Raw genomic sequence first — 26,942 nt, 5'->3', positions numbered from 1 at the left:
CACACGCCCGGTACGGTCACCGTGAACCCGCCGGCGTCATGAGCTTTTCCAACACAGTTAGTGGAGAGATCACCTTGGTAGAGTACGTAGTTTCCCTCGATAAGCTCGGCGTCCATGATGTGGAGCATGTGGGGGGCAAGAACGCATCCCTCGGAGAGATGATCAGTAACCTCGCGGGTGCCGGTGTATCGGTACCCGGCGGCTTTGCCACTACGGCTCAGGCGTACCGTGACTTTCTCGAGCAGAGTGGCCTGAACGCCCAGATCCATGCTGCGCTCGACGCGCTGGACGTCGATGACGTCAACGCCCTGGCCCGCACCGGCGCACAGATCCGCCAATGGATCATGGATGCCGAGTTCCCCGAGCGCTTGAACGCCGAAATCCGTACCGCCTTCGCCGAGATGTCCCAGGGCAACCCGAACATGGCCGTTGCCGTGCGTTCCTCGGCCACCGCCGAAGACCTGCCCGACGCCTCGTTCGCCGGCCAGCAGGAAACCTTCCTGAACATCCGTGGCGTGGACAACGTGATCCGCGCCGCGAAAGAGGTATTCGCCTCGCTGTTCAACGACCGCGCCATTTCCTACCGCGTGCACCAGGGCTTCGACCACAAGCTGGTCGCCCTGTCTGCCGGTGTGCAGCGCATGGTGCGCTCCGAAACCGGTACCGCCGGCGTGATGTTCACCCTCGACACCGAGTCGGGCTTCCGTGACGTGGTGTTCATCACCGGCGCCTACGGCCTGGGCGAAACCGTGGTGCAGGGTGCGGTCAACCCCGACGAATTCTACGTCCACAAGGGCACGCTGCAAGCCGGTCGCCCGGCCATCCTGCGCCGCAACCTGGGCAGCAAGGCCATCAAGATGATCTACGGCGACGAGGCCAAGGCCGGCCGTTCGGTCAAGACCGTCGATGTCGACAAGGCCGATCGCACGCGGTTCTGCCTGAGCGACGCCGAAGTCAGCGAGCTGGCCAAGCAGGCGATGATCATCGAGCAGCACTACAAGTGCCCGATGGACATCGAGTGGGCCAAGGACGGTGACGACGGCAAGCTGTACATCGTGCAGGCCCGCCCCGAAACCGTGAAGAGCCGCGCCCAGGCCAACGTGATGGAGCGCTACCTGCTCAAGGAAACCGGCACCGTGCTGGTGGAAGGTCGTGCCATCGGCCAGCGCATCGGTGCCGGCAAGGTCCGCATCATCAAGGACGTCTCGGAGATGGACAAGGTCCAGCCCGGCGACGTGCTGGTGTCGGACATGACCGACCCGGACTGGGAGCCGGTGATGAAGCGCGCCAGCGCCATCGTCACCAACCGTGGCGGGCGCACCTGCCACGCCGCGATCATCGCGCGCGAGCTGGGTATCCCGGCCGTGGTCGGTTGCGGCAACGCCACCCAGTTGCTAAAGGATGGCCAGGGTGTGACGGTGTCCTGCGCCGAAGGCGACACCGGCTTTATCTTCGAAGGCGAACTGGGTTTCGACATCCGCCAGAACTCGGTCGATGCCATGCCCGACCTGCCGTTCAAGATCATGATGAACGTCGGCAACCCCGACCGTGCGTTCGATTTTGCCCAGTTGCCCAACGCCGGTGTCGGCCTGGCGCGCCTGGAGTTCATCATCAACCGCATGATCGGCGTGCACCCCAAGGCGCTGCTCAACTACGCCGGTCTGCCCGCCGAACTCAAGGACAGCGTCGACAAGCGCATTGCCGGCTACAGCGACCCGGTCGGCTTCTACGTCGAGAAACTGGTCGAAGGCATCAGCACCCTGGCCGCAGCGTTCTGGCCGAAGAAGGTCATCGTGCGCCTGTCGGACTTCAAGTCCAACGAGTACGCCAACCTGATCGGCGGCAAGCTCTACGAGCCGGAAGAAGAAAACCCGATGCTGGGCTTCCGTGGTGCGTCGCGCTACATCAGCGAATCGTTCCGTGACTGTTTCGAGCTCGAGTGCCGTGCACTCAAGCGTGTACGCGATGAAATGGGCCTGACCAACGTCGAGATCATGGTGCCGTTCGTACGCACCCTGGGCGAAGCCAGCCAGGTGGTCGACCTGCTCGCCGAAAACGGCCTGGGCCGCGGCGTCAATGGCCTGCGCGTGATCATGATGTGCGAACTGCCGTCCAACGCGATCCTCGCCGACGAATTCCTCGAGTACTTCGATGGTTTCTCCATCGGCTCCAACGACCTGACCCAGCTGACCCTGGGCCTGGACCGCGACTCGGGGATCATCGCGCACCTGTTCGACGAGCGGAACCCTGCGGTCAAGAAGCTGCTGGCCAACGCCATCCAGGCCTGCAACAAGGCCGGCAAGTACATCGGTATCTGTGGCCAGGGCCCGTCCGATCACCCGGACCTTGCCAAGTGGCTGATGGAGCAGGGTATCGAGAGCGTCTCGCTGAACCCCGACTCGGTGCTGGAAACCTGGTTCTTCCTGGCTGAAGGCCAGGCCCCGGCCTGATGCGTTAGAGGGGAGTGGCCGCAGCCAGGAGGCGTCGCGCGGCCATTTCCACGGTCTTTTCAGGGCGTGATCCAGTGATGGGCTCGCCCTTTTTTGTGCAAGTAGACTATGCAAAGCAGCAGTACTCTTTTTCCCGTTGCCCTGCTCAGTGCGGAGCGGCGCGGCGACCTCAGTGAAGATGTCTACCGGCTCAAGGCCGGCAACAGCCCCGACCGTACCGTGGAGCTGGCGCTGACCCGGCTGGGCATGGCCGATCAGAGCGAGGTGCGCGGTGCCCCGGTGATCCTGTTGCATGGCAGCTTTTCCAACCGGCGCTTCTGGTTTTCGCCCCGGGGCGTGGGCCTGGGCGCAAGCCTGGCGCGGGCCGGCTTCGACGTATGGATACCGGAAATGCGCGGGCACGGGCTGTCGCCGCGCAACCGCGACTACCGCCACAACCGTGTGGCTGACTACGCCCGTTACGACCTGCCGGCGATTGCCGCATTCGTGTGCGAAGTCAGCGGCCGTGCGCCGCACTGGCTCGGCCACTCGCTGGGCGGCACGACACTGGCGGCGGCCCTGGGTGGCGCTTACCTGGCGCAGGAGCAGGTGGCCAGCGCAGCATTTTTCGGCACGCAGGTCAGCCGGACCTACTGGCCGTTGAAAATTCCACCGGTTGAATGGAGCGGGCGCCTGTTGCTCAAGCGTTTCGCGCATATTTCCGGTTCGCGCCTCAAGCGCGGCCCCGAGGACGAGCCGATTGGTCTGGCGCTGGAGAGCATGCGCTGGTTCGGGCTGTTCGGCCGCTTTGGCGACAAGCAGCGTGACTGGTGGGCAGGACTTGCCGAGGTGCAGGTGCCGGTGCTGGCCGTGGCCGGGGCGGGCGATCATCAGGACCCGGTGTGGGCCTGTCGCAAGCTGTTCGAACAGGTGGGCAGTGCGCACAAGCGATTTGTACGCCTGGGTCGCGAGGAAGGCTTCGACAATTTCGGGCATGTCGATATGCTGGTGAGCAAACAGGCGCAGGCGCAGGTCTGGCCGTTGGTGGAGCGCTGGTTGAGCGACCCGCTGGCGATGCTGGAGCCCGCAGCGCCAGCAGGTGACCCGCAGGCTGTCGGCGTGTAGCCTTGGCTAAAGCCGAACGGGCGGGCATCGTCTTTGAAGTGAACGTGTGAAATCCGCTTTTCCATTCAGATGGTCATCGACAGGAGTTTCCCATGCATTACCTAACGCCCGATCTGTGTGACGCCTACCCCGAGCAGGTGCAGGTGCTGGAGCCGATGTTCAGCAATTTCGGTGGCCGCGATTCATTCGGTGGCCAGATCGTGACCATCAAGTGCTTCGAGGACAACTCGCTGGTCAAGGCGCAGGCCGAGCTGAACGGCAAAGGCAAGGTGCTGGTGGTCGATGGCGGCGGCTCATTGCGTCGGGCGCTGCTGGGCGACATGATCGCCGAAAAGGCCGCCAAGAACGGCTGGGAAGGCCTGGTGATCTATGGCTGCGTGCGGGATGTCGACGTGCTGGCGCAGACTGACGTCGGGGTGCAGGCCCTGGCCAGCCACCCGATGAAGACCGACAAGCGCGGCATCGGCGACCTCAACGTGGTGGTGACCTTTGCCGGTGTGACCTTCAGGCCGGGCGAGTACGTGTATGCCGACAACAACGGCGTCATCGTTTCGCCAAGCCCGCTGAAAATGCCTGAGTAATTTCTGATAACGGTGCGTGGGGTAGGGATGTTCGAGGAAGAAAACGCGCAGTGGGGCCTGGTGCATGCCCTGGTGCTCGATGGCAAGGGCGGTGCGCAGTCGATTGCTCGAACTGAACTGGACGATCTGGTGCTGCAGCCGGAGCAGAGCCTGTGGCTGCACTGGGATCGCAGTCACCCGCAAACCCGTACCTGGCTGCGTCAGGACAGCGGCCTGAACGAGTTCGCCTGCGACCTGCTGCTGGAGGAGAACACCCGGCCGCGCCTGTTGCCGCTGCCGGATGCGCAAATGCTGCTGTTCCTGCGTGGGGTCAACCTGAACCCTGGTGCAGAGCCTGAGGACATGGTCTCGGTGCGTATCTTCGCCCAGGCGCAACGTGTGATCTCGCTGCGCCTGCGTCCGCTGCGCGCTACTGACGAACTGCTGCAGCAACTGGACGAAGGCCGCGGCCCGAAAACCGCCTCCGAACTGTTGCTGACCCTGGCCCAGTTGCTGACCGAAAAGGTTCAGGCGCTGGTCTCGGACCTGTCCGAAGTGGTGGATGACGAGGAAGAAAAGCTCGAATCCGACGAACGGTACACTCCGGAGCATGGCAGCCTGCAGCAGATGCGCCGCCGGGCAGCGGGCCTGCGCCGTTTTCTGGCGCCGCAGCGGGAAATCTACGCCCAGCTGGCGCGCAACAAATGGTCGTGGTTCGCCGCAGACGATGCCGACTACTGGAACGAGCTGCACAACAGCCTGACCCGCTACCTCGAAGAGCTGGAGCTGACCCGCGAGCGCGTGGCGCTGGTGCTGGAAAGCGAGGATCGGCGCTTGAGCGAGCGCATGAACAAGACCATGTACCGCTTCGGCATCATCACCTGCATCTTCCTGCCCATGAGCTTCCTTACCGGGTTGCTGGGCATCAACGTCGGTGGTATCCCGGGGGCGGACAACCCGTATGGGTTCCTCTACGCCAGCTTGCTGGTACTGACCCTTGCGCTGGGGCAGTGGTGGCTGTTTCGCCGCCTGCGCTGGGCCTGAGGGATGCTGCGTGTGAAATTTCCTACAACATTTGCGGACAGTGTTCATGTGACCCGCCCTACGAGCGTCTCGTCTTTTACAGACATTGCGCGAGGTGCCCATGCACGATCCGTTTGAAGAATCCCTGCGGGACCTGCTCAAGGCTTCGCCGTCCGGTAAAGACCGGGACGACGATGCCTGCCTGGGCCGGGTCCTCAAGACCGCCAACCGTCAGGTTGGCGCGGGCGATCTGTTCAGCTTGCTTGGCCGTTGGAGCCAGGCGCTGATGATCGCCGTGAACAATGGCTCGGCGCATGTTGCGCCGGTGCGTCGTAACGCGTCTGCGCGCAAAGCTGATAAGGCTGATTGATTATGGAACTTGATCTCTGGACCCAGAGCCTGGTGGCGGCCATGACCGCCTTGTGGACCAAAGTCGCCAACTTCATCCCCAACCTGTTCGGTGCGCTGGTGGTGGTGTTGCTCGGCTTTGTGGTCGCCAAACTGCTCGATACACTGTTGTCCAAGCTGCTGGCAAAACTCGGGCTGGATCGTCTGATGGGCGGTACCGGCTTGACCAAGCTGCTGAGCCGGGTCGGCATTCAGGTGCCGATCTCGACCCTGATCGGCAAGATCGTGTACTGGTTCGTGCTGCTGATCTTCCTGGTGTCGGCGGCCGAGTCGCTGGGCCTGGAGCGCGTCTCGGCGACCCTGGACATGCTCGCGCTGTACCTGCCCAAGGTGTTTGGTGGTGCGCTGGTGCTGCTGGCTGGCGTGCTGCTGGCGCAGATCGTCAATGGGCTGGTGCGCGGCGCTGCAGAGGGCATCGGGCTTGAATATGCCGCAGGCGTCGGGCGTATCGCGCAGGGCCTGGTGATCATCATCAGCATCTCGGTGGCGATCAGCCAGTTGGAGGTCAAGACCGACCTGCTCAACCACGTGATCGTGATCGGTTTGATTACCGTTGGTCTGGCCGTTGCCCTGGCAATGGGCCTGGGCAGCCGCGAAATTGCCGGGCAGATCCTGGCCGGAATCTACGTGCGCGAACTCTATCAGGTCGGCCAGCAGGTGCAGATTGGCGAGGTCGAAGGGCAGATCGAAGAGATCGGTACCGTCAAGACCACGCTGCTCACCGACGAGGGTGAACTGGTCTCGCTGTCGAACCGGATTCTCCTGGAACAGCGTGTCAATAGCCGCTAACCGGGCAAATCCTGCTAATGTATGCCGCCGCAAAAATGCCCAGGCAGGGCGAGCGGCGACAATGACCTGACTGTCGGCCAGATTTGTTTTGAATAAAGTTCACTCGCTGCCCATGCGTTACGACCCCCGCGAGCTCACAGATGAGGAGTTGGTGGCGCGTTCGCATGAGGAGCTTTTTCATGTTACTCGCGCCTATGAGGAGCTCATGCGGCGCTACCAACGGACCCTTTTTAACGTGTGCGCACGTTATTTGGGGAACGATCGGGATGCTGACGATGTCTGTCAGGAGGTGATGCTGAAGGTGTTGTATGGCCTGAAGAACTTCGAGGGCAAATCGAAATTCAAGACCTGGCTCTACAGCATCACCTACAACGAATGCATCACGCAGTACCGCAAGGAGCGGCGCAAACGTCGATTGATGGATGCGCTAAGTCTCGACCCGCTTGAAGAGGCCTCTGAAGAGAAGTCGCCCAAGCCGCAAGAGAAAGGCGGGCTGGATAAATGGCTTGTGCATGTGAACCCGATTGACCGCGAGATCCTGGTGCTACGATTTGTCGCAGAGCTGGAATTTCAGGAAATCGCCGACATCATGCACATGGGCCTGAGCGCCACGAAAATGCGCTACAAGCGTGCGCTCGACAAGCTACGCGAGAAATTTGCGGGTCTCACCGAAACTTAGTGAACCGCAAATATCTCTAACGTACCGACAAGGTCTGCTAAACTTGTCGGCGAGTTGTCCCCCGGGTTTGGTGGGACTACTTAACAATCACCAGATGGGGATTTAACGGATGAAATTGAAAAACACCTTGGGCTTGGCCATTGGTTCTTTGGTTGCCGCAGCTTCGTTCGGCGCATTGGCACAAGGCCAAGGCGCGGTCGAAGTCGAAGGCTTCATGAAGAAAGAATACTATGACAGCCAGCGCGACTTCAAAAACGACGGCAACCTGTTCGGTGGTTCGATTGGTTACTTCCTGACCGACGACGTCGAACTGCGTCTGGGCTACGACGAAGTTCACAACGTCCGTGGTAACGACGGCAAGAACATCAAGGGCTCGAACACCGCCCTGGACGCTCTGTACCACTTCAACAACCCAGGCGACATGCTGCGCCCGTACGTTTCCGCTGGTTTCTCTGACCAAAGCATCGGCCAGACCGGTCGTGGCGGCCGTAACGGTTCCACCTTCGCCAACCTGGGCGGCGGTGCAAAACTGTACTTCACCGAGAACTTCTACGCCCGTGCTGGCGTTGAAGCCCAGTACAACATCGACCAAGGCGACACCGAGTGGGCGCCAAGCGTCGGTATCGGTCTGAACTTCGGCGGTGGCTCCAAGCCAGTTGAAGCAGCACCAGCGCCAGTCGCTGAAGTGTGCTCCGACAGCGACAACGACGGCGTGTGCGACAACGTCGACAAATGCCCTGACACCCCAGCCAACGTTACCGTTGACGCTGATGGCTGCCCGGCAGTTGCCGAAGTCGTACGTGTTGAGCTGGACGTCAAGTTCGACTTCGACAAGTCGGTCGTCAAGCCAAACAGCTACGGTGATATCAAGAACCTGGCTGACTTCATGAAGCAGTACCCATCCACCACCACCACTGTTGAAGGTCACACTGACTCCGTCGGTCCTGACGCTTACAACCAGAAGCTGTCCGAGCGTCGCGCCAGCGCCGTGAAGCAAGTTCTGACCAACCAGTACGGTGTTGAGTCCAACCGTGTTGAATCGGTTGGCTACGGTGAGACCCGTCCGGTTGCTGACAACGCCACCGAAGCTGGTCGTGCTGTCAACCGTCGCGTTGAAGCTCAAGTAGAAGCTCAAGCCAAGTAATTGGTCTGACGCTTGAAAAAAGCCCGGCTTAGGCCGGGCTTTTTTTGCCTGCAGGAATGTGATTACGCCCTTCGGGCAGACGCCGTGAGCACCTGCGTTTCTGACGCCATGATGGCGGGGTCGGCCACGGCACCGATCACCATGATCGCCGGGCTGCGCAGCCCGAATTCAGTCGCATCGCGTTGCAAGTGGCGCAGTTGGCTGCGGCATTCGCGTTGCTGCGCCAATGAGGCGTTTTCGATCATTGCTACCGGGGTGTCCGGGGCCATGCCGCCGTCGAGCAGGCCCTGCTGGATCTCCTCGAGTTTGGCCACCCCCATGTACACCACCAGCGTGGTGCCGCCCTGAGCCAAGGCCTGCCAGTTCAAGGGGCTGTCGTCCTGGGTGTGTGCGGTCACCAGCGTTACGCCACGACTCACCCCGCGCAAGGTCAGTGAAATGCCACATTGCGTGGCACCCGCCAGGCCTGCGGTGATACCGTTGACCAGCTCTGCCTCGACCCCGCGCGCCTGCAGCCACAGTGCTTCCTCGCCGCCACGGCCAAAAATGCACGGGTCACCGCCTTTGAGCCGCACGACGCAACGCCCTTGGCGTGCATGGCGCAGCATCAGGCGCTGAATGAAGGCCTGCGGTGTGGAGCGGCAGCCCCCGCGCTTGCCCACCGCAGTGACCCGGGCGTGCGGGCAGTGCTGCAGAATCGCCGGGTTGACCAGGTCATCGATCAGGACCTCGTCGGCCTCGTGCAATGCACGTACCGCCTTGAGGGTCAGCAGTTCCGGGTCGCCAGGGCCTGCGCCCACCAGCCAGACTTTACCTTTCATGGGGCTTCCTCTTTGTCAGGGTGTTCGCCGTCAGCCCTTCAGCAGGGCGATCAGCAGCATCAGGTTGAACAGCAGCGACAGCAGCGCAAGGCCACGCCAGACCTTGAGCGGTTCACGTTCCAGCAGCGGGCGAGGGCGCAGGCGTTCGGTCTGGTACTCGCCTTGCTCGAGTTGCAGCAGGCCGTGCTCGGCGGTTTCGAAGCGCTGCTGCGGGTCGGCGCTGACCGCCTTGGCCAGCCACTGCTCCAGCCACTGCGGCAGGTCCGGGCGGTAACGCGCCGCGCTGACCGGCGCGGTGAAGCGCGGGCGTTGGAAGGCCTCCACTTCGCCATAGGGGTAATGCCCGGTCAGCAGCCAGTACAAGGTCACGCCGGCCGCGTACAGATCCTGCTGCGCACCTGGCGCGACGCCTTCGAAGGCTTCCGGGGCGATGAACGACGGTGTGCCGGGCAGTTCGTGGGCGCGGTCTTCAGACAGCCCTGGGCAGTACGCCAGGCCGAAGTCCAGCACACGCAGCTGGCCGTCGTGCGCCAGGTGCAGGTTTTGCGGCTTGATGTCACGGTGCAGGATGTTGCGCCGGTGCAGCAGGCCAAGCGCCTGCATCAACTGGCGTGCCAGGCCCTGCCATTCGCTGAGCGCCAGCGGCCCGGCCTGCTTGAAGCGCTCGTCCAGGGTCTGGCCGCTGTACTCGCGCATCAGGTAATACAGATGTTGGCGCTGGCTGGCCGGGTGCACCTCGGGGAAGCTGCGCCCGGCCACGCGGCGCAGAAACCATTCTTCAAGCAGCAGGCTCTGCTGGGCGTGCACGTCATCACTGCGGGCGGCGGGCAGGGTCTTGAGCAGCCAGGCCTGCTGCTGGCTGTCGATCACGCGGTACAGCAGTGATTGGCGACTCTGGGCTACCACGCTCTCTACCCGTAGCCCATCGATCAGTTGCAGTGCGCGCAGGGGGGGAGGGAGCGGCCATTGCTGCAGTTGGGCCAGGGTGTCACCGAGTGTGTTGGCGCCCAATTGCTCGACGCGCACCAGCAAGGCACTGGCATTGTCCTGGCTGCCGGCACGGTGCGCGGCGTTGACCAGGGTGCTGGCGGCTGCCTGCAGGTCGGGTTGATCGCGCAGCACGCTGCTGATCTGCAGGTCGCTGAGGGTGGCCCAGACGCCGTCGCTGAGCAGTACGAAGCACTCGCCCGGTTCCAGCGTACCTTCCAGGTAGTCGACCAGCAGGTGCTGGTCCAGACCCAGCGCGCGCTTGAGTACATGCTGCATGCCCGGCTGGTCCCACACATGGTCTTCACTGATGCGCTGCAACTGTCCGGCGCCCCAGCGATACACCCGGCAGTCGCCCACATGCGCCAGGGTAAAGCGCTGGCCGCGCAGCACCAGCGCGCTCAGGGTGGTGAGCAACGGCTGGCCGCCGCCGTTGGCGCGCAGCCAGCGGTTCTGTGCCAGCAGCAGGCGATCCAGCGCCTGGGCTACGCCCCAGGTCTGGGGCGTGGCATAGTAGTCCAGTACCAGCGACTGCAAGCTGGCCCGCGCGGCCAGCCCGCCGTCAGCGCATTGGCTGACACCGTCGGCCAGGGCGAACAGGTAGCCTTTGCTCGCGGCCAGTTCTGCCGCTGGCGTCACCAGGCGCAGGGCGTCCTGGTTCTCGTCGCGCGGGCCGCTGTCACTGGCGTGGGCAAAACTCAGTTGCAGGCTCATGGTGTGCCTCAGACCCGCGCCGCAGTGACGGCCGCCGAGCCCCAGGTGGTGCGCCAGCGCCGTTTGACCCCGTGCAGGCCGAACCACGCCAGTACGCCCAGGCTGGCGAACAGCCACAGGCCCAGCTGGTAGTCACCGGTGTGCTGCTTGATGGTGCCAAGGCCAGCGGCCAGCAGGAAGCCGCCGATACCGCCGGCCATGCCGATCAGGCCGGTCATCACGCCGATCTCCTGGCGAAAGCGCTGTGGCACCAGTTGGAACACCGCGCCGTTGCCGGCACCCAGCCCGAGCATGGCGCTGACGAACAGGGCCAGCGCGGCGATCGAGCTTGGCAGGTTGAACCCCACGGCAGCGATGCAGATGGCGGCAACGCTGTACATGCCCAGCAAGGTGCGGATGCCGCCGAAACGATCAGCCAGCGCGCCCCCGAGCGGGCGCATCAGGCTGCCGGCAAACACGCACGCGGCAGTGTAGTAGCCGGCCGTGACCGGGTTCAGGCCGTATTGGTCGTTAAAGTAACCGGGCAGCGCGCTGGCCAGGCCGATGAAGCCGCCAAAGGTCACGCTGTAGAAGAACATGAACCACCAGCTGTCACGGTCGCCCAGGGCCTTGAAATAGTCGGCCATGGCCTTGGGCTTGGGACGCTCTGGGGCATTGCGCGCCAGCAGCGCGAACAGCACCAGGGTCAGTACCAGCGGGATCAGGGCAAAGCCGAACACGTTGCTCCAGCCGTAGGCGGCGGCCAGCACCGGCGCCAGCAGTGCGGCGAACACCGTGCCCGAGTTGCCGGCACCGGCAATGCCCATGGCCTTGCCCTGGTGCTGGGGCGGATACCATTGCGAGGCCAGCGGAAGCGACACCGCGAACGAGGCCCCCGCCACACCGAGAAATACCCCTAGCAGCAGCGCGTGCTCATAGGTGCGCACGCCGATCGACCAGGCGCAGAACAGCGCAATGATCACGATCACCTGGCCGATCAGGCCGGCGGTCTTGGGTGACAGGCGATCCACCAGCAAGCCCATCACGAAGCGCAGGATCGCACCGGCCAGGATCGGCGTGGCCACCATCAGGCCGCGTTGCTGGGTGGTCAGCTGCAGGTCGGTGGCAATCTGCACCGCCATCGGGCCGAGCAGGTACCACACCATGAAACTCAGGTCGAAATAGAGGAAGGCGGCGAACAGCGTGGGGATGTGGCCGGATTTCCAGAAGCTTGTATTCATCGAACACCTCGCTCAGCGTTTCAACGGAAAATCGTGTGCCCAGTGGGCTTAAACGAAAAAGACGCCGCTTCGCACCTGTGGGTCCAGGGGCAAGAGCGACGTCTTTGTCGGGAATGTGGAGGCAACCGCCGTTGGCTGCCTGTCAATGCATTAGCAAGAGCCGGGCCAGTTGCCGACTCAACCGAGCAGATCGCTCATGGCGATGATCTGCTCGGCCACCTGAATCAGTTTCTGTTGCTTGCTCATGGCCTGGCGACGCATCAGTGTGTAGGCCTGTTCCTCGTTGCAGTCCTTCATTTTCATCAGCAAGCCCTTGGCCAGCTCGATCCGTTTGCGCTCGGCCAGTTGCTGGTCACGCGCGTGCAACTGGGCCTTGAGCGCCTGGTCGCTTTCGAAGCGGGCCATGGCCACGTCCAGGATCGGCTGCAGGCGCTTGGCGTGAATGCCCTCGACGATGTAGGCGCTGACCCCGGCCTGGATCGCCTGGCGCATGACTGTAGGGTCGTGTTCGTCGGTGAACATCACGATCGGACGCGGCAGGTCGCGGCTGACCAGGATCACCTGGTCCATCACATCGCGCCCCGGTGATTCGGTATCGATCAGGATCACGTCCGGACGCACTGTTTCGACGCGTTCGGGCAGGTCGATGGTAAGGCCCGACGTCTCGATCACCTCGAAACCGGCTTCGACCAGCGCGGCCTTGAGGCGGCCGACTTTTTTCTCGGTGTCGTCGATCAGCAGAATACGCAGCATGCCGGCACCTCCCTCAGCGACGGGCATGGGCCACTGGCGCGTCGGCCAGGGCATGCAGACGAAAGCCATGGGCATAGCCGCGCGGGTCGGAGCCGTCCCAGCGCGTGCCATCGATCAACTGACTGCTGCGCATCGACGCCGCCGAACAGGTCACGCCGGCCGCGTTGGCGGCGTCGCGGTACAGGGCCAATTGCTGGACCTGCGTGGCCACGCCAAGGTAGTCCGGGTCTTCGCGCAGCAGGCCCCAGCGACGAAACTGGGTCATGAACCACATCCCATCGGACAGGTAGGGCTGGTTGGCCCGGCCTTCATCATGCAGGCGCAGCGGGTGCGCGTCCTGCCACTGGTTGCCCAGGCCATCGTGGTAGTCGCCGAGCATGCGCGGTTCGATGCACGCCAGCGGCGCATCGAGGTAGTTCTCGGCGCCCAGCAGTTGTGCGGTGGCACGCAGGTTTTCCGGGCTTTGCTCGATAAAGCGGCTGGCCGCGAGAATGGCGGCCACCAGAGCGCGGGCGGTGTTGGGGTACTGTTCGACGAAGGCGCGCGTGCAGCCCAGAACCTTTTCCGGATGATCGGGCCAGATCGACTGGCTGGTGGCCAGGGTAAAGCCCATGTTCTGGTTGACCGCGCTGGCCGACCATGGCTCGCCCACGCAGAACCCGTCGATGCGCCCGGCCTGCAGGTGCGCGAGCATCTGCGCCGGTGGCACCACCACGCTGTCGACGTCGTGCAGGGGGTGGATACCCTGGCTGGCCAGCCAGTAATAGAGCCACATGGCATGAGTGCCGGTGGGGAAGGTCTGGGCGAAGGTCAGTTTTGCCCCGCCTTGGTGCACGTGCCGCTCAAGTGCCTCGGGAGTGATCACGCCGCGGGCCTGCAATGCAGGCGAGAGGTTGATGCTCTGCCCGTTCTGGTTCAGGCCCATCAGGACTGCCATCGGCGTGGCCGGGATGCCGCCGATGCCCAGGTGCACGGCGTAGCTCAGGCCATACAGGCAGTGCGCGGCATCCAGTTCGCCGTTGACCAGGCGATCACGCAGCCCGGCCCACGAGCTCTGCCGCTTGAGGTTCAGGCTCAGGCCGTAGGGCTGGGCAAAGCCCTGCGTGGCGGCCACGACCAGTGAGGCGCAGTCGCTCAAGGCCATGAAGCCGATATTGAGGCTGGGTTTTTCCGGTGCGTCGCTGCCGTTGACCCAGGCCAGCGCGCGTGTAGAGGTCTGATTCATCCGATCGCTCATGGCAACGGCCCGCGCCGAACAGCGGGCAGGCCTGTGGGTCAAGCCAAGCAACGCATATGCCAAGGGTGAACACGGGCCTGTCTTCGGGGCGGCGGCGCCGCTATAATCGCTGCCTTCCCACACCTCGAGCTAAGCCCGCCCATGTATACCCTGGCCCGCCAGCTGTTGTTCAAACTGTCCCCGGAAACTTCCCACGACCTGTCACTGGACCTGATCGGTGCCGGCGGCCGCCTGGGGCTCAACGGGCTGTTGACCAAGGCCCCGGCGTCGCTGCCGGTGACGGTCATGGGGCTGGAGTTTGCCAACCCGGTCGGGCTGGCGGCGGGCCTGGACAAGAACGGCACGGCGATCGACGGCTTTGCCCAGCTGGGCTTCGGCTTTGTCGAGATCGGTACGGTGACCCCGCGCGCGCAGCCAGGCAATCCCAAGCCGCGGCTGTTCCGCCTGCCCGAGGCCGAGGCGATCATCAACCGCATGGGCTTCAACAACCTGGGCGTCGATCATCTGCTGGGCCGGGTGCGTGCCGCCAACTACCGCGGCGTGCTGGGCATCAATATCGGCAAGAACTTCGATACCCCGGTCGAGCGGGCGGTGGATGACTACCTGATCTGTCTGGACAAGGTCTATGACCACGCCAGCTATGTCACCGTCAACGTCAGCTCGCCCAACACCCCGGGGCTGCGCAGCCTGCAGTTCGGCGACTCGCTCAAGCAGTTGCTCGAGGCCCTGGCGGTGCGCCGTGAAGCCTTGGCCCTGGCTCACGGCAAGCGCGTGCCACTGGCAATCAAGATTGCCCCGGACATGAGCGATGAAGAAACCGCACAAGTGGCCGCCGCCTTGCTGGCGACCGGCATGGATGCGGTGATCGCCACCAACACCACCCTGGGCCGTGAAGGGGTCCAGGGCCTGGAGCATGGCGACGAGGCGGGTGGCCTGTCGGGTGCCCCGGTACGCGAGAAGAGCACTCACACCGTGCGTACGCTGGCGGGTGAATTGGGCGGCAAGCTGCCGATCATTGCCGCCGGCGGTATCACCGAAGGCAGGCACGCGGCCGAAAAGATTGCGGCGGGTGCCAGCCTGGTACAGATCTACTCCGGTTTCATCTACAAGGGCCCGGCGCTGATTCGCGAATCGGTGGATGCCATCGCGGCCGTGCGCAGGCGCTGAGCAGGCATAAAAAAGGGCCCCGCAAAAGGGGCCCTTGGGCCGAGGCCCGCCGCTCGGATAGAGCGTGCATGGTAACTAGAATTCAGATCCTCGTTCAGCCAACGGCGTGAAGTTCGTTGAGTCTATGGATACCCGCAGTGCCGGTCATACCGTCCCAGTTGTCGCCACGTCCCTCGCGCCAGCCGTTGACCCAGGCTTGGCGTACTGACGGTAGAGTAAAAGGGCAAAGCTCGCGGGATTTGCCGGTGACCCCATATTGGTAGCCACGTAAAAATGCTCTTTCCAACGGATCACGCTTAAGTCTTCTCATAGGGTGTTGCCCTCACTTGTTGACTGTAATGTCCCGTCGGCCTCGGCTGAGGCCGGGCAGAGTCGTTCTGCCGGTTATGCGCTCGCTGCCGGCGTGGCGAGCTGAAGTGTTGCCCCATTGCAGAGCAACCTGATACGAGTTCTAACCAATGCAGGTCACAGTGTGAATGATCGTTTTGTCATAAGGACGTAACCTTTCATAGGGTCAGGGGATAAGTAAAAAATTGCTTCACGAGCGGATTTGGGGCAAAGCCAGCTATGATCAGGCTTTGCTCGTGCCTGGGGTCACAAGGCCATCGTTGAGAATCACTTCCAACGCCAACTGATAAGGCGACGAAGGGTCACAAAAAAACACTGCAATATCCGAATTTTTAATTCTGCCGTGTGATCAAAGCTGTTTTGCCTTGTGCAAAAAGCCTTCACCCGGTGGCCCGGCACCTCTGTCAGTGCCATTCGAACGTTGCTGGAAGGCGTTCGATCAAACATCGAAAGGGCGACGCGCTTGCCCTTTCACCTATTGCCCAAGGCTTGGATTACTCATGTCGGACCGTTTCGAACTCTATCTCACCTGCCCCAAGGGCCTGGAAGGCCTGCTTGCCGAAGAAGCCCGTGGGCTTGGCCTGGAGGAGGTGCGCGAGCACACCTCGGCGATTCGCGGCGAGGCCGACATGGAAACCGCCTACCGCCTGTGCCTCTGGTCGCGCCTGGGCAACCGCGTGCTGCTGGTACTCAAGCGCTTCAACATGAAGAACGCCGACGACCTGTATGACGGGGTCAATGCCGTTGACTGGCAGGACCACCTCGAGGCTACGGGTAGCCTGGCGGTCGAGTTCAGTGGGCACGGCTCGGGTATCGACAATACCCACTTCGGCGCGCTGAAGGTCAAGGACGCCATCGTCGACAAGCTGCGCAACGCCGCCGGCGAGCGCCCGTCGGTCGACAAGCTCAACCCGGACCTGCGTGTGCACCTGCGCCTGGAACGGGGTGAGGCGATCCTCTCGCTGGACCTCTCCGGCCACAGCCTGCATCAGCGCGGCTACCGCCTGCAGCAGGGGGCTGCACCGCTCAAGGAAAACCTTGCCGCCGCGGTGCTGATCCGGGCCGGCTGGCCGCGCATTGCCGCCGAAGGTGGTGCGCTGGCCGACCCGATGTGCGGTGTGGGCACCTTCCTGGTGGAGGCGGCGATGATCGCCGCCGACATTGCGCCGAACCTGCGGCGCGAGCGTTGGGGCTTCAGCGCCTGGCTGGGCCACGTGCCGGCGCTGTGGCGCAAGTTGCACGACGAAGCACGGGCGCGGGCCGATGCGGGCCTTGCGCGTCCTGCGCTGTGGATCCGCGGCTATGAAGCCGACCCGCGGCTGATCCAGCCAGGGCGCAACAACGTCGAGCGTGCGGGCCTGAGCGACTGGATCAAGATTTACCAGGGTGAAGTGGGCAGTTTCGAGCCACGCCCGGACCAGAACCAGAAAGGCCTGGTGATCTGCAACCCGCCCTATGGCGAGCGTCTGGGTGATGAGGCCAGCCTGCTGTACCTCTATCAGAACCTCGGCGAGCGTCTGCGTCAGGCCTGCCTGAACTGGGAAGCGGCGGTGTTCACCGGCGCCCCGGACCTGGGCAAGCGCATGGGCATTCGCAGCCACAAGCAATACGCCTTCTGGAACGGCGCGCTGCCCTGCAAATTGCTGCTGATCAAGGTACAACCTGACCAGTTCGTTACCGGTGAGCGCCGCGCGCCCGAGCGTGAGCGCGGCAGCGAGCCGAGCGAGCCCGCCGTGTCTGCCGCCAGCGAGCCGGCACGCCTGAGCGAAGGCGGGCAGATGTTTGCCAATCGCCTGCAGAAAAACCTCAAGCAACTGGGCAAGTGGGCCAGGCGCGAGAACATCACCTGCTACCGCGTCTACGATGCCGACATGCCTGAGTACGCGCTGGCCATCGACCTTTACCACGACTGGGTGCACGTGCAGGAATACGCCGCCCCCCGTTCGATCGATCCGGAGAAGGCTCAGGCCCGCCTGTTCGATGCCTTGGCGGCGATTCCGCAAGCGCTGAACATCGACCAGAGCCGCGTGGTGATCAAACGTCGCGAGCGTCAGTCCGGCACCCGCCAGTACGAGCGCCAGAACAGCCAGGGGCAGTTCACCGAGGTCAGCGAAGGCGGCGTCAAGCTGCTGGTCAACCTCACCGACTACCTCGACACCGGCCTGTTTCTGGACCACCGCCCGATGCGCATGCGCATTCAGCGCGAGGCTGGCGGCAAGCGCTTCCTCAACCTGTTCTGCTATACCGCCACCGCCAGTGTGCATGCAGCCAAGGGCGGCGCGCGCAGCACCACCAGCGTCGACTTGTCCAAGACCTACCTGGACTGGGCACGGCGCAACCTGTCGCTCAACGGTTTCTCGGACAAGAACCGCCTGGAGCAGGGCGATGTGATGGCGTGGCTGCAAGCCTGCCGCGAAGACTACGACCTGATCTTCATCGACCCGCCGACCTTCTCAAATTCCAAGCGCATGGAGGGTGTGTTCGATGTGCAGCGCGACCATGTCGAGCTGCTTGACCTGGCGGTAGCCCGCCTGGCGCCGGGCGGCGTGCTGTATTTCTCCAACAACTTCCGCAAGTTCCAGCTCGATGAACATCTGCTGGAGCGCTATGCGGTCGAGGAAATCACTGCCCAGACCCTGGACCCGGACTTTGCACGCAACAGCAAGATCCATCGGGCCTGGCGCATTCAGGCGCGGTGAGGCGTCGCGCAACGGGGGGCGCCAGCAGCGTGGCAAGTAGCTATGATTGCAGATAGCCGCCACGATCACTGCTGGCTGGCGTTGTGAGTTGAATTATGTCGCTGCAATTCTTGCGTCCCACGCTCCTGGGGTCGATCAGCGAGCAGGTCTGCGCCTGGCTGGCTGCGCTGCTGGCACTGTGCGCCGGCGCGCTGCTGACCGCGCTGCTGGCCATGGCCGCTGGTGAGCTTTACCAGCACCAGTTGCGCCAGCGCTTTGAGTTGCTGGCCTCGGAGCGTTACAGCCGGATACAGGAACGCCTGCAGGACCAGGTGCAACGCCTGGACAGCCTGCGGCGTTTCTTTGTGTACGCCGATGCCATCACCCGCGAGGAGTTCGATGGCTATGCACGCCCGTTGCTGCAGCGCACCCAGGCTTTCGCCTGGGCGCCGCGGGTGCTGGGCGCCGAGCGCGACGCGTTCGAGCGGCGGGCGCGGCACAGCCTGGGCAGCGCGTTCAGCATCCAGGAGTTGAGTGAACAGGGCGTGTTGCAGGTGGCACGGCCGCGTGCGCTGTATTACCCGGTGTTGTATACCCAGAGCCAGGGCAGCCAGGTCCAGCCCTGGGGCCTGGACCTGCTGTCACAACCGGCACGACAGGACGCATTGGCCAGGGCCGGCAGGTCGGGTTCGCTGGCGGTGACCGCGCCGCTGGATCTGCTGGGCGTGGCCCCGGCCGATATGCGTGGCATGGTGATGGTCACCCCGGTGTTCGGTGCCAGTGGCGCCGAGGGGCAGCCGCTGGGCTACGTGGTTGCCGTGATCGGCATGCGCCAGTTGATGGCCGATGGCTTGCCCGGTGCCGACCAGGACAACCTCGTGGTGCAGATTCTCGATGACAGCGCCGAGGGCCCGCAGGCTGTACTGTTCCAGTCGGCCAATACCCTGGCGGACTCTACCCTTCAGGCCAGTTTTGCGCTGCACCTGGCCGACCATGACTATCAGTTGCACATTCGCCCCAGCCTCCTGTTCATGCAGGCCAACCAGTCCTCGGTGGTGAGTGCGGTGGTGTTCTTCGGCGGGTTGCTCAGCCTGTTGCTCAGTGCGTTGCTCTACAGCCTGTTAAACCAGCGGCAGCGTGCCTTGGCGCTGGTCGAGCAACGCACCGCGCAATTGCGTGTCAGCGAGCAATCCTTGCGCGATACCCATGGCCAGCTGCGCAGCGTGCTGGATGCGGCGACCCAGGTGGCGATCATTGCCACCAACCTGCACGGGGTCATCAGTACGTTCAATGCCGGCGCCGAGCGCATGCTTGGCTACCGCAGCGACGAGGTGCTGGGGCACCTGACACTGGAAAACCTGGTGTTGCCCCAGGAATTGCAGGCGCGTGCGCAGCGCATGAGCCTGCATTACGGCCGCCAGATCAGCCCGGCGCAGGCGATGTTGACCGATACTGCCACCCACCCCGACAGCGAGCCGGCCGAATGGAGCCTGCTGCGCAAGGATGGCAGCCACCTGCAGGCCAACATGCTGGTGACCGCGGTGCTCGACGAGCAGGGGTTGTGGGTCGGGCACCTGGCGATCTGCATCGACGTGACCGAGCGCAAGCGTGTACATGAAGCATTGGCCGCCCGCGACCGATTGCTGGAGAAGCTCAGCGCCGAAGTGCCCGGCGGCATCTATCAGTTCTGCCGCAGGGCCGATGGCAGCTCCTGTTTCAACTATGCCAGTGAAGGTTTGCGCGATATCTACGAGATCGACCTGGCAGTGCTCAAGCGTGATGCCTCGGCGGTGTTCGAGCGCATTCATCCCGACGACCTGGCGCATTTTCGTGCATCGATCCGCTACTCGGCCGAGCACCAGACGCCCTGGCGCGAAGAGTACCGTGTGCAGTTGCCCACAGCCGGCTTGCGCTGGATACGTGGCGAGGCCACGCCGGAACCTGGGCCGGACGGTGGCACGCTGTGGCATGGCTACCTCAGCGATATCTCCGACCTCAAGCGGGTCGAGGAGGAGTTGCGTGCACTGTCGGTGACCGATGCGTTGACCGGTATTCACAATCGGCGCTACTTCCAGGAACGCCTCAAGGCCGAGCTGGACCGCGCCCAGCGCGATCAGCAGGATCTGGCGGTGATCATGCTCGATATCGACCACTTCAAGCGAATCAACGACCAGTACGGGCATGCCGTGGGCGACCATGTGCTGCAGAGCCTGTGTCAGCGTATCAGCCATCGTCTGCGACGCACCGACGTGTTCTGCCGCCTGGGCGGGGAGGAGTTCATGGTGCTGTGCCCCGGCAGCAATGCCGCGCAGGCGCGCACCCTGGCGCAGGAATTGTGGCAGGGGCTACGCAGTACGCCGGTAGACGGCGTGGGGCGGGTGACCGCAAGTTTCGGTGTGGCGGGCTGGCGCCCGGGAGAGGGCGCCGATGCCTTGCTGCTAAGAGCCGACTCGGGCGTCTATGCGGCCAAGCAGGCCGGCCGCGACCGGGTCGAGGCCGAACTGCGCTGAGCCAGGCTCAGGGCTGCTGCACGGTGGCGTTGCCGGCCAGTTTCGGCTGCCGGTAGAGGTCCAGCAGCACCTGGTCGAGCACTGCCGAGGCGCCCCATGGCTTGGGATCGTTGAGGATCGCCACCACGGCCCAGGTGTTGCCGTTGCTGTCGCGGCTGAAACCTGCGATGGCGCGTACGGTGTTCAGGGTACCGGTCTTGATGTGGGCTTCGCCGGCCATGGCGGTGCGCTTGAGGCGCTTGCGCATGGTGCCGTCCATGCCGGTCAACGGCATCGAACTGATGAACTCGGCGGAGTACGGGCTTTTCCAGGCGGCCTGCAGCAGGGTGGCCATTTCCCGTGCGCTGACGCGTTCTGCACGCGACAGGCCGGAACCGTTCTCCATGATCAGGTGCGGCGCAGTAATGCCTTTTTTCGCCAGCCACTGGCGCACCACACGCTGTGCGGCACGTGCGTCGTCGCCGTCGGCGTCGGTACGGTACTGCGCGCCCAGGCTCAGGAACAGCTGCTGGGCCATGGTGTTGTTGCTGTACTTGTTGATGTCGCGAATGACTTCGACCAGGTCCGGGGAAAACGCGCGGGCCAGCAGGCGCGCACTCCTGGGTACTTCGGCGACCCGGTCGGCCCCCTGGATACGCCCGCCCAGCTCACTCCAGATGGCCCGCACGGCACCGGCGGCATAGGCCTGGTGATCGAGCAGCGACAGGTAGGTCTGGGAGTTGCAGCCGTCGGCCAGTTGGCCGCTGACCACCACGCTCACGCCGTCGGCCTGTAGCACCGGGTTGTAGCGCACTTCGCCCTTGCACTGGGTGCCGGGTACGGCCTTGACCTGGTTGTCGATGCGGATGCTGGCGATCGGCGGCTCTACCGACACCCGCACGTTGCCGCCATCGTTGCGTGCCACGAAACGCAGGGCCTTGAGGTTGACCAGCAATGAGTCAGGCTTGACCAGGAACGGCTTGTTCTCGTCACCCCCATCGTCGTTGAACTGCGGCAGTTGCGGCTGCACGAAATGGCTGCGGTCCAGCACCAGGTCGCCGCTGATGGTCTGCACGCCGTTGGCGCGCAGGTCGCGCATCAACAGCCAGAGCTTTTCCATGTTCAGCTTGGGGTCGCCGCCGCCCTTGAGGTACAGGTTGCCGTTGAGGGTGCCGTTGCTCAGGGTGCCGTCGGTGTAGAACTCGGTTTTCCACTGATGGGTGGGCCCGAGCATTTCCAGGGCCGCGTAGGTGGTCACCAGCTTCATGGTCGAGGCCGGGTTCACCGACACATCGGCGTTGAACACCGTCGCAGTGCCCGGGCCGTTGAGCGGCAGCATCACCAGCGACAGCGCATTGTCCTGCAGCTTGTTGGTGCGCAGGGCCTGCTGCACCTTGGGCGAGAGGGTGGTATTGACGGGGGCGGCGTGGGCCGGCATGGCCAGTGGCAGAAACAGGCCGGCGAACAGCAGTGAACGTAGAGATTTGGTCATTTGCACGTGAACCCTGCAGGCGAGGGGTGAAAAAAACCAGAGCGCAATAGGGTGACGGCCCCGGTATGGAAAAATATAGCGCGCATTATGCACCACGCATGGCGCCGATGGGCCGAACAATGCCTGTCGGTGCAGCGATTTGTCGGGTTTTATTCAGGCAGTTTCACGGTGGAACTGGTAAAGTGCCGCGCGTTATTACTTAAGAGGATTGTTTCATGGCGACCAACCGTTCCCGCCGTCTGCGTAAAAAACTGTGTGTAGACGAGTTCCAGGAAGAAGGTTTTGAACTGAACCTGAGCTTCAAGGAAGATCTGTCCGACGAAGCCGTTGACGCCTTCCTCGATGCATTCCTGACTGAAGCCATGGATGCCAACGGCCTGGACTATGTCGGTGGCGACGACTTCGGCCTGGTGTGCAAGGCCAGCCGTGGCTCGGTCACCGAAGAGCAGCGCGCTACCGTCCAAGCCTGGTTGAACGCTCGCCCAGAGCTGACCAAGATCGAACTCAGCCCGCTGGTTGATGCCTGGTACCCAGAGAAGCCGATCAATTCGGCCAACTGATACCTCGCCAGACGGCAGCCTTTGCGGCTGCCGTTTTCGTTTCAGCGGTTCGCTGGCTACCTCGACAACGCATCGAGCGTACGCTGCAACGCCCGCTCCACGCGGGTCATTGCCGCCAGCACCTGGCGCTTGCGACGCCTGAGCACTGGTTCTGCTGCCAATCCTTCGCAGGCCTCCTCCAGCCGTTCACACGCGCGCATCAGCGCGTGCGCCTGTACCATCCGCGCCACCCCCAGCACTTTGTGCGCCGCGTCCCTGAGCACCTCGGGCGAGCCGTGGGTGTCGGCGTCGAGCAACTGCTGACGATCGGCCGGGCCACACCCGAGCAACTGTTCGAGCAGCCGGCACAGCTCGCCGGGATCGTTGCCGATGATCGGTTCCAGCCCCAGCAGGTCGATCAGGTCAGCCTCGGCCGGTGGCGCCTTGGCCTTGGGCGGCGGTACCTCGTTCAAGCGTTGGCTGAGCTCGTGCAGGCTGATGGGCTTGAGCAGGCAATCGTCCATGCCGGCCAATCGGCAGCGCTCCAGCACTTCCGGCTGTGCATTGGCGGTGTACGCCAGAATGGTGCAGGGCGTACGGCCCTGCTGGCGTTCTTCGTCACGCACTGCCTGGGCCAACTGGTAGCCGTTCATCTGCGGCATGTTGCAGTCCACGATCAGAATATCGAACGGCTCCTGGCGCCAGGCCTGCAGTGCGCTCATGCCATTGTCGGCAGTGGTGTGGCGCACGCCCAGGTAGTCCAGCTGCTGGCCCATCAGCAGCAGGTTGGCGGGGTGGTCGTCGACCACCAGCACCTTGACCTGGGGGGCTGGTAGCGTGACCTGCACCGGTTCGAGGATTTTCTCGCAGACGGCGAGCCCGGTCAGCGGCATGCTGATGCGCACTTCGGTGCCTTGGCCGGGTTCGCTGTGCAGCGTCATTTGCCCGCCCATCATGGCGCACAGGTTGCGGCTGATCACCAGCCCCAGCCCCGTGCCGCTGCGCGCCAGGCTGCTATCGGGCGACACCTGGGCGAAGGGTTGGAACAGGCGCTGCTGGTCTGCCTGGCTGACGCCGATGCCGGTGTCGCGTACCGCCAGGGTCAGGTTGAAGGCGTCGGCCCCGCCGGTGGGGTGCAGCGCCAGTTCTACGCGCACCTGGCCCTGTTCGGTGAACTTGATCGCATTGCTGACCAGGTTGGACACGATCTGCTTGAAACGCAGCGGGTCGAGCAGTACGTCACGGTGCGCACTGGCGTCGATGGCCAGGCTCAGGTTCAGCTCCTTCTGTCGCGCCAGGCCCTCGAACACCCGGCCTACCGACCCCACCAGTTCGCCCAGGTGAGTGCGTTGCGGGTGCAGCGTCATGCGCCCCGACTCGATGCGCGCGATGTCGAGAATATCCCCAATCAGCACCAGCAGGTCGCGTGCCGAGCCGTAGGCAACTTCGATGGCGGGGCGGTCCAGGTGCCCGGCGTCTGCGCGTTTGAGGGCCAGCTCCAGCATACCGATCACGGCGTTCATCGGCGTGCGGATCTCGTGGCTCATGGTCGCCAGGAAGGTGCTTTTGGCACGATTGGCGTCGTCGGCCTGCTCCTTGGCCAGGCGCAGGTCCTGGATCAGTTGGCGGCGCTCGCTGATGTCCAGCCAGCCGCCGATGATGCCCTGCACCTCACCCAGTGAATCGCGGTAGGGCAGTACCCAGTGGTAGATGGTCAGTTCGCGGTTCTTGAGCATCAGTGGCCGGTCGACGATCAGCGGCAGGCCCTCGTTCATGACCTGCTGATAGTCGTCCTGGATCTGCTGTGCATTGTTGGTGGCTGCCAGTGGTGCCTCCTGCAGTGACTTGCCGAGCACCTCTTCGGGGCGCGCCTCCACCGCCTGCAGATAGCTTTCGTTGCAGCTTTGCAGCAACCCGTGGCGGTCGCGCACGTAGATCGGGTGCGGGGTGCCGTTGACCAGCGCACGCATGAATGCCAACTGATCGCCCAGGGCGCGCTCGACTTCCTCGCGGTGTTTGATCTGGCGCCGCATCCAGCCGTTCCAGGCCAGCGACAGCACCAGCAGCAGGCACGTGCCGAGCACCATCTGGATGATGAAGCGCTGGTGGCTCTGCCAGTACGAACTGGACTCGCCACTGAAGTCGCGCCAGCGGCTGTTGATCACGCCCATCTCCTGTGGCGCGATGCTCAGCAGGGCTTTGTCGAGGATCGAGGTGAGTTCGTGCGCGTCCCGCGGGGTGGCCATCGAGAACGTCGCCGGGGCGTCGCCGATGGTGGCGCGGATGGTGATCTGTTGCTGGGTGGTGAGATTGAAGTTGGCATTGACCAGCGACATGACCATGCCGTCCACCTGGCGCTGTGCGAGCAGGGCGGCGGAGGCCGCCGTGCTTTCGGTCTCGATCAGCTGGATATCGCTGTAGCGTTGACGCAGGCCCTCGTTGAGGGTGTTGCCCCGTGTCACGGCCATGCGCTTGCCTTGCAACTGGCGCAGCGACGCCGGTTGTGTCTCGCCGGTGCGGGTGACCAGTACATAGGCGCTTTCCAGGTACGGGCGGCTGATGCTCAATGTGGTTTCGCGCTGCGGGCTGGGGGAAATGGCGGCAATCACATCGGCACGGCCCTGCTCAAGTTGCTCGATCATGTCGCTGATGCCGCTGCTGCGCTGGATATCGAAGCGCAGGCCGGTGCGCAGGCGAATCAGTTCGAGCAGGTCGGCCGCGATGCCGCGCAGGTTGCCGGCACTGTCGTAGAAGCTCAGCGGTGCAGCGTTTTCATTGACCACCACGCGCACCACCGGGTGCGCGGCCAGCCAGCGCGCTTCGCCAGGCGACAGTTGCAGCTTGCGGTCCGAAAGCAGAATTCCGTCACCTGCGCTCCAGCGTTGGAAAATGCTGGTGCGCATGGCGTTGGTGACCGCGTCCAGGGTGGCGTTGACCAGTTCCAGCAACGGGTGGTTGTCGGCGCGCAGGGCAAAGCTGAAACCGACCGGTTCATGTTTGCCGAAATTGGCCATCTTGAGGTTTTTCACATAGCCTTGGTTGATCTGGTAATGGGTCGACAGGGTGTCGCCGAGAAACACGTCTGCCTGGTCGAACGCCACGGCATTGAGGGCATTGTGGTAGGAACTGTAGGTTTGCACCTTGGCCTTGGGGTAGGTGGCGCGTACCTCGGCCAGCGGCAGGTAGTGGGCGACCATGCTCACGCGCAAGCCTTCGAGGCCGGTGTCCAGTGCACGGACTTCGTTTTCGCGGGTGACCAGCACCGGCTGGTCGTTGGCGTAGGCGTGCGACAGGGTGATACCGGCACGGGCGGCATCGTAGCCATTGGCGCTGCCCAGCAGATCGATGTCCCCGTCGATCAGCGCCTGCAGGGCCTGGTCGCGGCTGGCATAGCGCTTGATCTGGATCGGCCGCTTCAAGGTGTTGCCGATCAGACCGGCAAAGTCGGCGGTCAGGCCTTCGTAGTCGCGTCCACTGGCGGTCATGTCGAAAGGGGCGTAGTCCGGGGCCGAGGTGCCCAGTGTCAGGGTCGCACGCCCCTGTATCCAGTCGGCCTGGGCCGGTGACAGCGAGACCTCCACCGGGGTTGCCCCGCTGCGGCTGAGCAGCCGGTAGGGAAGGGTGTCGAGGCTGGCGGCAAGGGCGGGCAAACTGAAGCAGGCGCCTGCCACCAGCAGGCAGAGCATGCGCCAGTGGCGACCAGAACGCAGGCTCATACCAGTGCGTTGCGCTTGGCCATTTCGATCAACTCCACCAGCGAGCTGGCCTTGAGCTTTTGCATCAGCCGCTTCTTGTAGGTGCTGACGGTCTTGTTGCTCAGGAACATGCCGGAGGCGATCTCCTTGTTGCTGCGGCCTTGCGCAAACAGTTGCAATACCATCAGTTCGCGGTCGTTGACGGTTTTGAACAGGTCCATCTCGGTAGTGCTGCCGCCTTGCTGGCGCAGTGGATTGATGGCCTGGCTGGGGAAATAGTTGTAGCCGGACAGTACCGCCTTGACTGCACTGAGCAATTCGCTCAGGTCTTCCTGCTTGCACACATAGCCGCAGGCGCCGGACAACATGCAGCGGGTGGCGAACAGCACAGGCGACTGTGCGGTCAATACCAGTACCTTGGAGCGCGACGACATGCTGTTGAAGCGCGACAGCACTTCCAGCCCGTCCAGCTTGGGGATGCCGATGTCGAGAATGATGAGGTCGGGTGGTGATTCGCGGGTCAGTTGCATGGCGTCGACGCCGTTATCGGATTCGCCGACGATCCGATAGCCTTCGTTCTCCAACAACATGCGAACTGCCAGGCGAATGACGGGATGATCATCGACAATTAATACTGAGTGCATA

21 protein-coding genes are annotated in these 26,942 nt (G+C 63.6%); 12 read left to right on the top strand and 9 right to left on the bottom strand.

Annotated elements, in window-relative coordinates:
- The first annotated feature begins 74 nt into the window (after window positions 1-74).
- The 8 genes from ppsA to KUO17_RS09770 all read left to right on the top strand — a co-directional run bounded on the left by ppsA (window position 75) and on the right by KUO17_RS09770 (window position 8,157).
- Window positions 75-2,450, top strand: a complete 2,376-nt coding sequence (gene ppsA / locus KUO17_RS09805; RefSeq protein ID WP_217975343.1) for a phosphoenolpyruvate synthase — start codon at window positions 75-77, stop codon at window positions 2,448-2,450.
- Between the two features lie 108 nt (window positions 2,451-2,558).
- Window positions 2,559-3,554: an alpha/beta fold hydrolase gene (locus KUO17_RS09800; protein ID WP_217975341.1), complete on the top strand. Its 996-nt coding sequence runs from the start codon at window positions 2,559-2,561 to the stop codon at window positions 3,552-3,554.
- 92 nt (window positions 3,555-3,646) lie between these two features.
- Entirely contained in the window at window positions 3,647-4,135 is a 489-nt protein-coding gene (gene rraA / locus KUO17_RS09795) for a ribonuclease E activity regulator RraA (RefSeq protein WP_217975339.1), read from the top strand.
- Window positions 4,136-4,162: 27 nt separating this feature from the next.
- A complete protein-coding gene (locus KUO17_RS09790) occupies window positions 4,163-5,158 on the top strand; it encodes a zinc transporter ZntB (protein ID WP_217975337.1) in 996 nt (331 codons plus the stop codon).
- A gap of 100 nt (window positions 5,159-5,258) precedes the next feature.
- Entirely contained in the window at window positions 5,259-5,507 is a 249-nt protein-coding gene (locus tag KUO17_RS09785; RefSeq protein WP_043864610.1) for a hypothetical protein, read from the top strand.
- A 2-nt stretch (window positions 5,508-5,509) separates the two neighbouring features.
- A complete protein-coding gene (locus KUO17_RS09780; protein WP_163941687.1) occupies window positions 5,510-6,334 on the top strand; it encodes a mechanosensitive ion channel family protein in 825 nt (274 codons plus the stop codon).
- A gap of 112 nt (window positions 6,335-6,446) precedes the next feature.
- Window positions 6,447-7,013, top strand: a complete 567-nt coding sequence (gene sigX / locus KUO17_RS09775) for an RNA polymerase sigma factor SigX (RefSeq protein ID WP_425274844.1) — start codon at window positions 6,447-6,449, stop codon at window positions 7,011-7,013.
- Window positions 7,014-7,122: 109 nt separating this feature from the next.
- Complete coding sequence (locus KUO17_RS09770) at window positions 7,123-8,157, top strand: OmpA family protein (RefSeq protein ID WP_217975333.1); 1,035 nt, start codon at window positions 7,123-7,125, stop codon at window positions 8,155-8,157.
- A 62-nt stretch (window positions 8,158-8,219) separates the two neighbouring features.
- Here KUO17_RS09770 and cobA read toward each other — a convergent pair whose 3' ends face one another.
- From cobA to KUO17_RS09745, 5 genes are all read right to left on the bottom strand, one after another.
- On the bottom strand, window positions 8,220-8,978 hold the full coding sequence (gene cobA / locus KUO17_RS09765) for a uroporphyrinogen-III C-methyltransferase (protein ID WP_217975332.1): 759 nt from the start codon (window positions 8,976-8,978) through the stop codon (window positions 8,220-8,222).
- 30 nt (window positions 8,979-9,008) lie between these two features.
- Entirely contained in the window at window positions 9,009-10,679 is a 1,671-nt protein-coding gene (locus tag KUO17_RS09760; RefSeq protein ID WP_217975331.1) for a bifunctional protein-serine/threonine kinase/phosphatase, read from the bottom strand.
- 8 nt (window positions 10,680-10,687) lie between these two features.
- Entirely contained in the window at window positions 10,688-11,899 is a 1,212-nt protein-coding gene (locus KUO17_RS09755; protein ID WP_217975330.1) for a nitrate/nitrite transporter, read from the bottom strand.
- Between the two features lie 177 nt (window positions 11,900-12,076).
- Window positions 12,077-12,652 (bottom strand): ANTAR domain-containing response regulator, encoded by a 576-nt coding sequence (locus tag KUO17_RS09750; RefSeq protein ID WP_217975329.1) that lies wholly within the window; start codon window positions 12,650-12,652, stop codon window positions 12,077-12,079.
- Between the two features lie 13 nt (window positions 12,653-12,665).
- A complete protein-coding gene (locus KUO17_RS09745; RefSeq protein ID WP_217975328.1) occupies window positions 12,666-13,877 on the bottom strand; it encodes a CmpA/NrtA family ABC transporter substrate-binding protein in 1,212 nt (403 codons plus the stop codon).
- Window positions 13,878-14,030: 153 nt separating this feature from the next.
- Here KUO17_RS09745 and KUO17_RS09740 point away from each other — a divergent pair, with 153 nt between their 5' ends.
- Window positions 14,031-15,056 carry a quinone-dependent dihydroorotate dehydrogenase gene (locus KUO17_RS09740; protein WP_217975327.1) on the top strand — a complete coding sequence of 342 codons (1,026 nt, stop codon included), beginning with the start codon at window positions 14,031-14,033 and terminating at the stop codon, window positions 15,054-15,056.
- 94 nt (window positions 15,057-15,150) lie between these two features.
- On the opposite strand, the gene rmf is transcribed toward KUO17_RS09740, so the two are convergent.
- A complete protein-coding gene (gene rmf, locus KUO17_RS09735) occupies window positions 15,151-15,366 on the bottom strand; it encodes a ribosome modulation factor (RefSeq protein ID WP_078479587.1) in 216 nt (71 codons plus the stop codon).
- A gap of 538 nt (window positions 15,367-15,904) precedes the next feature.
- Here rmf and rlmKL point away from each other — a divergent pair.
- Together rlmKL and KUO17_RS09725 are read left to right on the top strand one after the other, a co-directional pair.
- Window positions 15,905-18,103, top strand: coding sequence for a bifunctional 23S rRNA (guanine(2069)-N(7))-methyltransferase RlmK/23S rRNA (guanine(2445)-N(2))-methyltransferase RlmL (gene rlmKL, locus KUO17_RS09730; RefSeq protein ID WP_217975325.1), 2,199 nt, complete (start codon window positions 15,905-15,907; stop codon window positions 18,101-18,103).
- A gap of 95 nt (window positions 18,104-18,198) precedes the next feature.
- Window positions 18,199-20,592 (top strand): sensor domain-containing diguanylate cyclase, encoded by a 2,394-nt coding sequence (locus KUO17_RS09725; RefSeq protein ID WP_217975323.1) that lies wholly within the window; start codon window positions 18,199-18,201, stop codon window positions 20,590-20,592.
- 7 nt (window positions 20,593-20,599) lie between these two features.
- Here the strand turns inward: KUO17_RS09725 and dacB are convergent, their stop codons facing one another.
- On the bottom strand, window positions 20,600-22,063 hold the full coding sequence (gene dacB, locus KUO17_RS09720) for a D-alanyl-D-alanine carboxypeptidase/D-alanyl-D-alanine endopeptidase (RefSeq protein ID WP_217975322.1): 1,464 nt from the start codon (window positions 22,061-22,063) through the stop codon (window positions 20,600-20,602).
- A 215-nt stretch (window positions 22,064-22,278) separates the two neighbouring features.
- Between dacB and KUO17_RS09715 the strand changes: the two genes are divergently transcribed.
- Entirely contained in the window at window positions 22,279-22,623 is a 345-nt protein-coding gene (locus tag KUO17_RS09715) for a YggL 50S ribosome-binding family protein (RefSeq protein ID WP_217975321.1), read from the top strand.
- Window positions 22,624-22,679: 56 nt separating this feature from the next.
- Here KUO17_RS09715 and KUO17_RS09710 read toward each other — a convergent pair whose 3' ends face one another.
- Both KUO17_RS09710 and KUO17_RS09705 read right to left on the bottom strand, forming a co-directional pair.
- On the bottom strand, window positions 22,680-26,318 hold the full coding sequence (locus KUO17_RS09710) for a transporter substrate-binding domain-containing protein (protein ID WP_255263508.1): 3,639 nt from the start codon (window positions 26,316-26,318) through the stop codon (window positions 22,680-22,682).
- Window positions 26,315-26,941 carry a response regulator transcription factor gene (locus KUO17_RS09705; RefSeq protein ID WP_217975320.1) on the bottom strand — a complete coding sequence of 209 codons (627 nt, stop codon included), beginning with the start codon at window positions 26,939-26,941 and terminating at the stop codon, window positions 26,315-26,317. Before KUO17_RS09705 ends, KUO17_RS09710 begins: the two co-directional genes overlap by 4 nt.
- Window position 26,942 lies beyond the last annotated feature (1 nt).

The organism is Pseudomonas aegrilactucae (assembly GCF_019168305.1).
Classification (GTDB): Bacteria; Pseudomonadota; Gammaproteobacteria; order Pseudomonadales; family Pseudomonadaceae; genus Aquipseudomonas; species Aquipseudomonas aegrilactucae.
The sequence above is the reverse complement of the archived record's forward strand: the minus strand, read 5'-3'. Positions and strand labels throughout refer to the sequence as shown.

Coding starts and splice junctions, on each gene's coding strand:
- KUO17_RS09800 (WP_217975341.1), top strand. CDS start 2,559: ATGCAAAGCAGCAGTACTCTTTTTCCCGTTGCCCTGCTCAGTGCGGAG.
- rraA (WP_217975339.1), top strand. CDS start 3,647: ATGCATTACCTAACGCCCGATCTGTGTGACGCCTACCCCGAGCAGGTG.
- KUO17_RS09790 (WP_217975337.1), top strand. CDS start 4,163: ATGTTCGAGGAAGAAAACGCGCAGTGGGGCCTGGTGCATGCCCTGGTG.
- KUO17_RS09785 (WP_043864610.1), top strand. CDS start 5,259: ATGCACGATCCGTTTGAAGAATCCCTGCGGGACCTGCTCAAGGCTTCG.
- KUO17_RS09780 (WP_163941687.1), top strand. CDS start 5,510: ATGGAACTTGATCTCTGGACCCAGAGCCTGGTGGCGGCCATGACCGCC.
- sigX (WP_425274844.1), top strand. CDS start 6,447: ATGCGTTACGACCCCCGCGAGCTCACAGATGAGGAGTTGGTGGCGCGT.
- KUO17_RS09770 (WP_217975333.1), top strand. CDS start 7,123: ATGAAATTGAAAAACACCTTGGGCTTGGCCATTGGTTCTTTGGTTGCC.
- cobA (WP_217975332.1), bottom strand. CDS start 8,978: ATGAAAGGTAAAGTCTGGCTGGTGGGCGCAGGCCCTGGCGACCCGGAA.
- KUO17_RS09760 (WP_217975331.1), bottom strand. CDS start 10,679: ATGAGCCTGCAACTGAGTTTTGCCCACGCCAGTGACAGCGGCCCGCGC.
- KUO17_RS09755 (WP_217975330.1), bottom strand. CDS start 11,899: ATGAATACAAGCTTCTGGAAATCCGGCCACATCCCCACGCTGTTCGCC.
- KUO17_RS09750 (WP_217975329.1), bottom strand. CDS start 12,652: ATGCTGCGTATTCTGCTGATCGACGACACCGAGAAAAAAGTCGGCCGC.
- KUO17_RS09745 (WP_217975328.1), bottom strand. CDS start 13,877: ATGAATCAGACCTCTACACGCGCGCTGGCCTGGGTCAACGGCAGCGAC.
- KUO17_RS09740 (WP_217975327.1), top strand. CDS start 14,031: ATGTATACCCTGGCCCGCCAGCTGTTGTTCAAACTGTCCCCGGAAACT.
- rmf (WP_078479587.1), bottom strand. CDS start 15,366: ATGAGAAGACTTAAGCGTGATCCGTTGGAAAGAGCATTTTTACGTGGC.
- rlmKL (WP_217975325.1), top strand. CDS start 15,905: ATGTCGGACCGTTTCGAACTCTATCTCACCTGCCCCAAGGGCCTGGAA.
- KUO17_RS09725 (WP_217975323.1), top strand. CDS start 18,199: ATGTCGCTGCAATTCTTGCGTCCCACGCTCCTGGGGTCGATCAGCGAG.
- dacB (WP_217975322.1), bottom strand. CDS start 22,063: ATGACCAAATCTCTACGTTCACTGCTGTTCGCCGGCCTGTTTCTGCCA.
- KUO17_RS09715 (WP_217975321.1), top strand. CDS start 22,279: ATGGCGACCAACCGTTCCCGCCGTCTGCGTAAAAAACTGTGTGTAGAC.
- KUO17_RS09710 (WP_255263508.1), bottom strand. CDS start 26,318: ATGAGCCTGCGTTCTGGTCGCCACTGGCGCATGCTCTGCCTGCTGGTG.
- KUO17_RS09705 (WP_217975320.1), bottom strand. CDS start 26,941: ATGCACTCAGTATTAATTGTCGATGATCATCCCGTCATTCGCCTGGCA.